The organism is Acetobacter pasteurianus subsp. pasteurianus LMG 1262 = NBRC 106471 (assembly GCF_000285275.1).
GTDB lineage: Bacteria > Pseudomonadota > Alphaproteobacteria > Acetobacterales > Acetobacteraceae > Acetobacter > Acetobacter pasteurianus.
Genome location: NZ_CADO01000067.1, coordinates 230,911 through 237,727 on the forward strand (window position 1 = coordinate 230,911; position 6,817 = coordinate 237,727).

The window sequence follows — 6,817 nt, forward strand, 5'->3', positions numbered from 1 at the left end:
AAGAGCCATAACAGCCTTTATACCATCGCCCGTAGCCGGGGCAAAAGGCGCTGGCGTTTTTGTTTGTTTATAGCAAGAGTGCTGAATGTCCGATCGTTTTGCCCTGATATACAATCCTCGTAGCCGTCGGAATTTGAAGGCAGATCCCAAGTATCTGGAACTTGCGGGCAAAATGTTGGGGCCCTTGTTCTGCTCCCCTAGAACGCATGCTGCACTAAGGCAGCAGGTTTATGCCCTCTTACAGCAAAAAATAAGCTGTCTGGTTGTGGATGGGGGAGATGGCACAGTCGGGCACGTTCTCAGCGCACTGTATACGTCATCTTGCCCGCCAGAGCAGTGGCCCAGTATTGTTGTATTGCCCTCTGGTAATACCAACCTGATTGCCACAGATGTTGGGTTTGGTAAGCGTGGGATTGAGGCATTACAGATTTTGCAAGCTCGTCTTGCATCCGGGCGCCTTCTTTCCGATGTGCGGCGCAGGCAGCCTCTGGTTGTCACGCGGGACGGCCAGAAAGATGGGGCGTCTCTAGGCTTCTTCGGTGGTTTAGGTGCTTTTGGGCGCGGGATTGAAATTGCGCATGACCCCAAAATTCTGAAGAATTACTCGCATGATGCTGCTGTTATGGCGACATTGTTTGTAACTGCGTGGCAATTGTTAAGCCCCAAACATAGACGCGGCTGGCTGGAAGGCACAAAAGTTACAGTGGAGCGGGATGGCGAGGTATTGCCCGAACAGGATCATTTTCTGTTTTTATGTACAGCTTTGCATCGCTTGCCCCACGGTATTTGGCCTTTCTGGCAGAATCTGAAAGAAGCAGACCGAGGGATTAGCTATCTGGATGTTGCTGCTTTTCCTCCACATTTGGGGCGTGCAGTCTGGAACTTGCTGCGGGGGAAAGCACCGCAATGGCTACGGCAGAATGCGGCTTATAGGAGCGGTTCGGCAACGGAACTGGTGTTGCGTACAGATCAATCCTTTATTCTAGACGGTGAAGTTCTGCCCCCGGGGCAAGATGGCAGCCTGACTGTTTCTGCGGGTCCCGTAGTTTCTTTTGTGCATGTTTAAAACGTTCTGGTGGAAAAGCAGTTCATGAAGGGTATTCGGCCGGGGCAGAAAGAAATTTTCACCCTTACAGAGCAAGAACTGCATACACCAGTATCCCCTTTGGTTACGGAATTTGTGCATAATCTTTTAGGCGATGCACAACCATTAGGGGTTCTGTTTTATGGATCTGGCCTGCGGGGCGGGATCCAAGATGATACCCTGCTGGATTTTTATATTATCGTAGATAAACAGGAAGACTGGCCCAGAACAAGGCTTTCCTGTCTGGCAAATGCCCTTTTGCCTCCTAATGTTGAATATCATGAATGTAGGGTAGGGGAGCATCTTCTGCGGGCCAAAGTTGCCATTTTGTCCCTTACGCAGTTTCGTGCTCTAACGCGTCCACACACATTGGATACCACGGTATGGGCGCGCTTTTCGCAGCCTGTTCGGTTGGTATGGTGGCGAGATAGTAAAGCGCAAGAAGCGCTGCATGCTTGTGTAATGCGGGCGGTATTGACTGCCGCATGGTGGGCGGCACAGCTTGGCCCGGATTCAGGCAGCGTTCTGGATTATTGGAATGCTTTGTACCGCAATACCTATCGGGTTGAATTGCGCGTTGAAAAAGCAGGCCGTGGGCAAAGTATTGTAGATGCTTATATCCAGCGTTATGCGCAGCTTTTGTTGCCGTGTTGGCAAATGCTGGGCATTCCATATGCATCTCAAGATCAGATTGTAACGCCGCAAATCCCGCAGGAACAAAAGCAACATGCCATTCAAAAATGGGCATTACGTGCGTCTTGCGGGCGGCCTTTAAATATTTTGCGCCTGCTTAAGGCAGCTTATACTTTTACAGGTGGGGCACGTTACGCTGCTTGGAAAGTCCAGCGTCATAGCGGGATAGAAGTGCCGCTTTCTCCGTTTGCAGAAAAACACCCCTTGCTGGCAGCGCCGCCAATTGTTTGGCGGTTATGGCAACAAGGGGCGTTTAAACGCAAATAAGAATTTTATGCTGCGGTAGCCGCGGGGGATACGCCTACTTCTGCGGCAGCTTGCCGGAATATGGCAATGGCCTGAGCAATTTGCTCTGGCGTATGGGTGGCCATTACAGAACAACGCAGCAAAGGCCGAGAATCAGGCGTTGCTGGCGGAAGGCTAAGGTTTACGTAAACACCAAGCTCCAGCAGTCTGTTCCACATGGGAATAGCTTCTTCAGCCGTTTCCAGCGTAACAGCAATAACAGGGGTGGCCTGTTTGCTGGCATTCAGCCCGATATCTACAAAACCAGCATGAAGTTGCTGGGCATTGGCCATAAGCTGTTTACGCAGTTCTGGATGCGCCTGCATATCGCCCAAGGCAGCCGTTGTTGCCGCAATAACTTCTGGCGGAAGGGACGCCGTAAACATGTAAGGGCGGCAGTTCAGACGTACGAATTCCAGTTCAGGATGATCGGATACGCAGTAGCCACCAACAGTACCAAGGCTTTTTGAAAATGTGCCGACGATAAAGTCTACATCAGCTTCCACACCATCGGCTTCAGCCGCACCGCGTCCGTTTTCACCCAACACACCAAAGGAGTGGGCTTCATCTACCAGAAGGTATGCGCCGGTTTCTTTTTTAACGGCCACAAATTCTGCAATCGGGGCCACATTGCCCGTCATGGAATAAATACCTTCAACCACAATCAGTTTGGCGCCGGGTGTGCCATCCATGCGTTTAAGGCGTTTATAAAGGTTATCCGGGTCATTGTGGCGGAAGCGGATCACTTCAGCTGCACTTAGGCGGCTGCCATCGTAAATACTGGCATGGCTATCTGCATCTAAAAACAGATGATCGCCCTTGCCAGCCAGAGTGGAAATGATGCCCAAGTTGGCCTGATAACCGGTTGAAAAAACCATGGCATCACGGCGGCCGAAAAATGCGGCAATATCTTTTTCAAGCTGCCGATGGAGGGATTGCGTACCATTTGCAATGCGCGAGCCCGTAGTGCCTACGCCACACGCAGCAGCTGCTTCCTGCGCTGCTCGAATAGCGTTTTTGGATTGGCTAAGGCCCAAATAATTATTGGTACCAAAAAGAAGCGTTTCCCGACCTTCAATAATTCCAACAGTTGAAGATACAGGTTTTTCAATAACAACAGCAAAAGGGTTGCGGCCACCAACGGCGACTACAGAACCCAGCGCGCCTGCCGTACCTTCAAATTTGGAAAATAGTGATGTCATCCACGCTCACCCTTTGTTTTTCAGAGCGACAATGCATGCGGCAAGGTCATTGATTGTCCGGATATCGGCCAGTTTGTCGAGCGGGATGGAAACATCCAAGCTGTCTTCAACTTCCATAACGAAGTTCATGACGGCCAAAGAATCAAATGCGAGATCTTCCATGATCTTGCAGTTACCATCAATGTCACGCGGAACCTTCGGGTTAGCGAGAAGCTTTTGAATGATCAGCGCGGAAACGCTTTCAACGGTTTCGCTCATGTCGGATCCTTCATCCCTTAAGGGCGTTTGTTTTGTGCCGAGCTTGTGCCCGCAGTGCCGCCTTATGGGTGAAAAAGGCCAGTTTGACCAGCCTTTCTCCTCATAAAGGGGCGATAAAATCCCGTAGACCGGTCAGGCGACTTCAGACTGCTGCTCAAACGCGCCGCTGAGATACATCGTGCGGGCTTTTGCGCGGGTCAGTTTGCCAGAAGATGTCTGCGGCAGCGCGTGTGGCGGCACCAATACAACAGAAACTTCCACCCCATGAAGGCGGCGGAACAAACTGGTGGCTTCGGCTTTCAGCTTCTCGCGCGTATCGGTAGCAGAGGCACGGCACTGAATAAGCGCCACGATTTCCTCATGGTCACCTTTTTCCAGCGAGAAAACGGCCACATCTCGGCTGCGTAGAACAGGAATATGCGTTTCGGCAGACCATTCCAGATCCTGTGGCCAGATATTGCGGCCATTAATAATAATCAGGTCTTTGGCGCGGCCCGTTACAACTATCTGCCCATTGAGCATATAGCCAAGGTCACCAGTGTTCAGCCAGTTATCTGCATCCAGCGTTTTGCTGCTTTCTTCCGGCATACGGAAGTAACCGCTCATCAGGCTTGGGCCACGCACATAAATAGTGCCAACTTCTCGGTCACTCAGCACGCGGCCATAACTGTTCCGAACCTCCAGTTCATGTCCGGGCAGAACTTTCCCGCAAATAACAAAGGTACGGCTTGGCGTATCCGCATTGGCGGGTGGGCGTGCAATTCCTGTGCTTTCTAGCGCGGGAAGGTCAACCGTATCGGTTTCTATGCCCGTATCAAGCGGTGCAAAACTGATGGCAAGCGTAGCTTCTGCCATACCATAGCTGGCCACAAACGCTTTTGGGCTAAAGCCAGCAGGGGCAAAGCGCTCGGCAAACTCATCTAGAATATGCGCGCGGATCATGTCCCCGCCAATGCCAGCAACCCGCCAGCAGGAAAGATCCAGTCCTTCGGATGCAGGGCGTCGTGCGCAAAGTTCATACCCAAAAGAAGGGCTATAGGCGATGGTGCCGCGGTTACGACTAATCAGGTCCAGCCATACATGTGGGCGCCGTGCAAATTCACGCGTGGGCAGCAAATCCACACTTAACTGGCATGTCATGGGGGTCAGGAAGAAGCCAACCAGACCCATATCATGATACAGAGGAAGCCAAGAAACGCAGCGGTCTCCTGTTTCCTTAACCTGCAAGCCATTACGCGCAATGGAGGAAACGTTTGCCATACCGGAACGGTGGCTTACGCAAACCCCCATGGGAAAGCGCGTGCTGCCGGAAGAAAACTGGAGATAAGAAAGGTTTTCTGGCTGAATATCAGGCAGAGGCATATCTGGCACAGGGCGCGCCATCAACTCAGCAGGTGGCCCAGCAAAAACAAGACCCAAGCCTGTTACAATTTCGTCTGTCCAGCCTTCGATAATCTGCGGAATAATCACGGCACTGGCCTGTGCGCTGGTGATCATGCCCCGAAGAGTCTTTAGGTAGGCTTCTTTACCACCAAAAGCGACGGGGAGGGGAAGGGGGGCCGCAACCAAACCAGCATACTGACAGCCAAAGAAGATGCGTGCGAAATCACCATCGCTTTCTGCCACAATGGCTACGCGGTCTCCGGGCTGTAAACCCATACCCAAAAGGCGCAAAGCTGTTTCAACAGCCTGCTGACGCAATACTTTATAGGGGAGGGCTTCTAAAAGTACGCCTTTGCCGGAATAAATATTAAACCCGGCTTCGCCTTGAGCGGCATAGTCCAACGCTTCAGGAAATGTTGCAAAATCCCCGTAACGGCGCGGTTGGCCAGATGCGGTAGAAACCGGTTGGAGGGTTTCATCTAAAGAGATTGCAGAAGCAGGGTTCATACTATTCATCAGCTGGCCATTCGAAGAAAATCAACAATTGCGTCGGCCCCTACCGGCGCAGTCGGTTCGTCCCCAACAAGGTCGAACGTGTCGCGTATATAATCTTTTTGCAGATTTACGAAAGCATTGTGCGACGAAAAGGCTTGTTCAATGTCTTCTCCTAGACTGTCAATAGTATTCAGCACAGGCCCCAAAGACCAGAAGCGGTAATTTTCATCACCCTCCCAATCAACATTGTGCGCATTCAGAAACATACAAGCGCGCGGCTTTACCAGAAATTCGGCAACTTGCGAACTAACATCACCCAGATACATGTCTGCAGTGGATGTGTAAGTCATATCAATGCTGCGGGCACTGCCGGTATCAACCAGCATATGCGGGTAATGCCCAAACGCGCGTTCCAACTGCAATGCTTCGGCTTTTTTGTTGTCAAACAGCCGATAATGGGGGGCAAAAATAAGATTGTAGCGGTCTTGGTTGGCAAAATGCGCCAGTACATTCAAGCCCATTTTAGGCCAGGAGGAGAGGCGCGTATTAAAGTGTGGATTATAAAGAATGGTCGGACGATTATTGTTAAATAGACGTAATGTCCTGTGCCTCATGCGGTGGACCATATCGAATTTGGCGTAAACGCCAGTATGGTAGCAGCCGGGGCGGATGGCGCCTTGAGCTAAAAGTCGCTCCTCTATTTTATGTCCAGCCATCAGCACGTAGTCGAATTTCTTCACATCACGCGCAAAACCGATGGCCCGATCTCCAGCGCCATGGCGTGTCCATATCAGGCGTGGCTTATTTACTCCCAGTTTACGCAGATACAGTGAAGTGCGTTCGGGAACTACGATCCCCTGAAACGAAGAGAAATAATTCTTGTTAAAAAATAGGCTCGCCAGACGAAAAAAAGCGGTTTGTCCGTAGCGTTCAGTTTGACGCCGTAGAAACTGGGGGAGGTGCAGAAGGCTGAACTGCACTTTCGATTCTGGATAATACGCAGCCAGTGAGCGCACATAATCCAGATGCGATTGTGTGGTGCAAGCAAGATGCACTTCAGCCTCGGGGTGACGGCTCGCAATTTCCATTGCAATCGGCAAAGAATGCAAGGTTTGGTGCGGCTGTGCGATGTAAGGGAAGAGAATGCGCATCTGTTAAATGTCATCCTTGTTTAACATAGGAACCTTTGTCACAGCATGAGCGTCTTTATGTGCTTGCCCATAAGGCAGTTCCGCCTCAGCAAGTTACTGTTATGTGCACAAATCGTTTAGCGTGCTCGATAGTCAAGCCCCACCTCATAAGGAGAAACGTGAGGAAGAAGGCTTTTTCGTGATGTGAGGAGAGGGGGCTTAAGGCAAAAAATCGGGAACATGAATTTTTTCTGATTTTAGGTGTTGACGGTGTGTGTGGGTGGGGT

Annotated in this window: 6 protein-coding genes; 2 read left to right on the forward strand and 4 right to left on the reverse strand. The window is 51.0% G+C overall.

Annotation, left to right across the window (positions count from 1 at the left end; translation table 11 throughout):
* The first annotated feature begins 85 nt into the window (after positions 1-85).
* Both APA10_RS10840 and APA10_RS10845 read left to right on the forward strand, forming a co-directional pair.
* Positions 86-1,066, forward strand: a complete 981-nt coding sequence (locus APA10_RS10840; protein ID WP_014456928.1) for a diacylglycerol/lipid kinase family protein — start codon at positions 86-88, stop codon at positions 1,064-1,066.
* A gap of 24 nt (positions 1,067-1,090) precedes the next feature.
* Complete coding sequence (locus APA10_RS10845) at positions 1,091-2,044, forward strand: hypothetical protein (protein WP_035366317.1); 954 nt, start codon at positions 1,091-1,093, stop codon at positions 2,042-2,044.
* Between the two features lie 5 nt (positions 2,045-2,049).
* On the opposite strand, the gene spt is transcribed toward APA10_RS10845, so the two are convergent.
* From spt to APA10_RS10865, 4 genes are all read right to left on the reverse strand, one after another.
* Positions 2,050-3,264, reverse strand: a complete 1,215-nt coding sequence (spt, locus tag APA10_RS10850; RefSeq protein ID WP_003630687.1) for a serine palmitoyltransferase — start codon at positions 3,262-3,264, stop codon at positions 2,050-2,052.
* Between the two features lie 6 nt (positions 3,265-3,270).
* Entirely contained in the window at positions 3,271-3,522 is a 252-nt protein-coding gene (locus tag APA10_RS10855; RefSeq protein WP_003625320.1) for an acyl carrier protein, read from the reverse strand.
* Positions 3,523-3,654: 132 nt separating this feature from the next.
* A complete protein-coding gene (locus tag APA10_RS10860) occupies positions 3,655-5,421 on the reverse strand; it encodes a fatty acyl-AMP ligase (RefSeq protein ID WP_014456925.1) in 1,767 nt (588 codons plus the stop codon).
* Entirely contained in the window at positions 5,421-6,551 is a 1,131-nt protein-coding gene (locus tag APA10_RS10865) for a hypothetical protein (protein WP_003625325.1), read from the reverse strand. The genes APA10_RS10860 and APA10_RS10865 overlap by 1 nt, the downstream gene beginning before the upstream one ends.
* Positions 6,552-6,817: the final 266 nt, after the last annotated feature.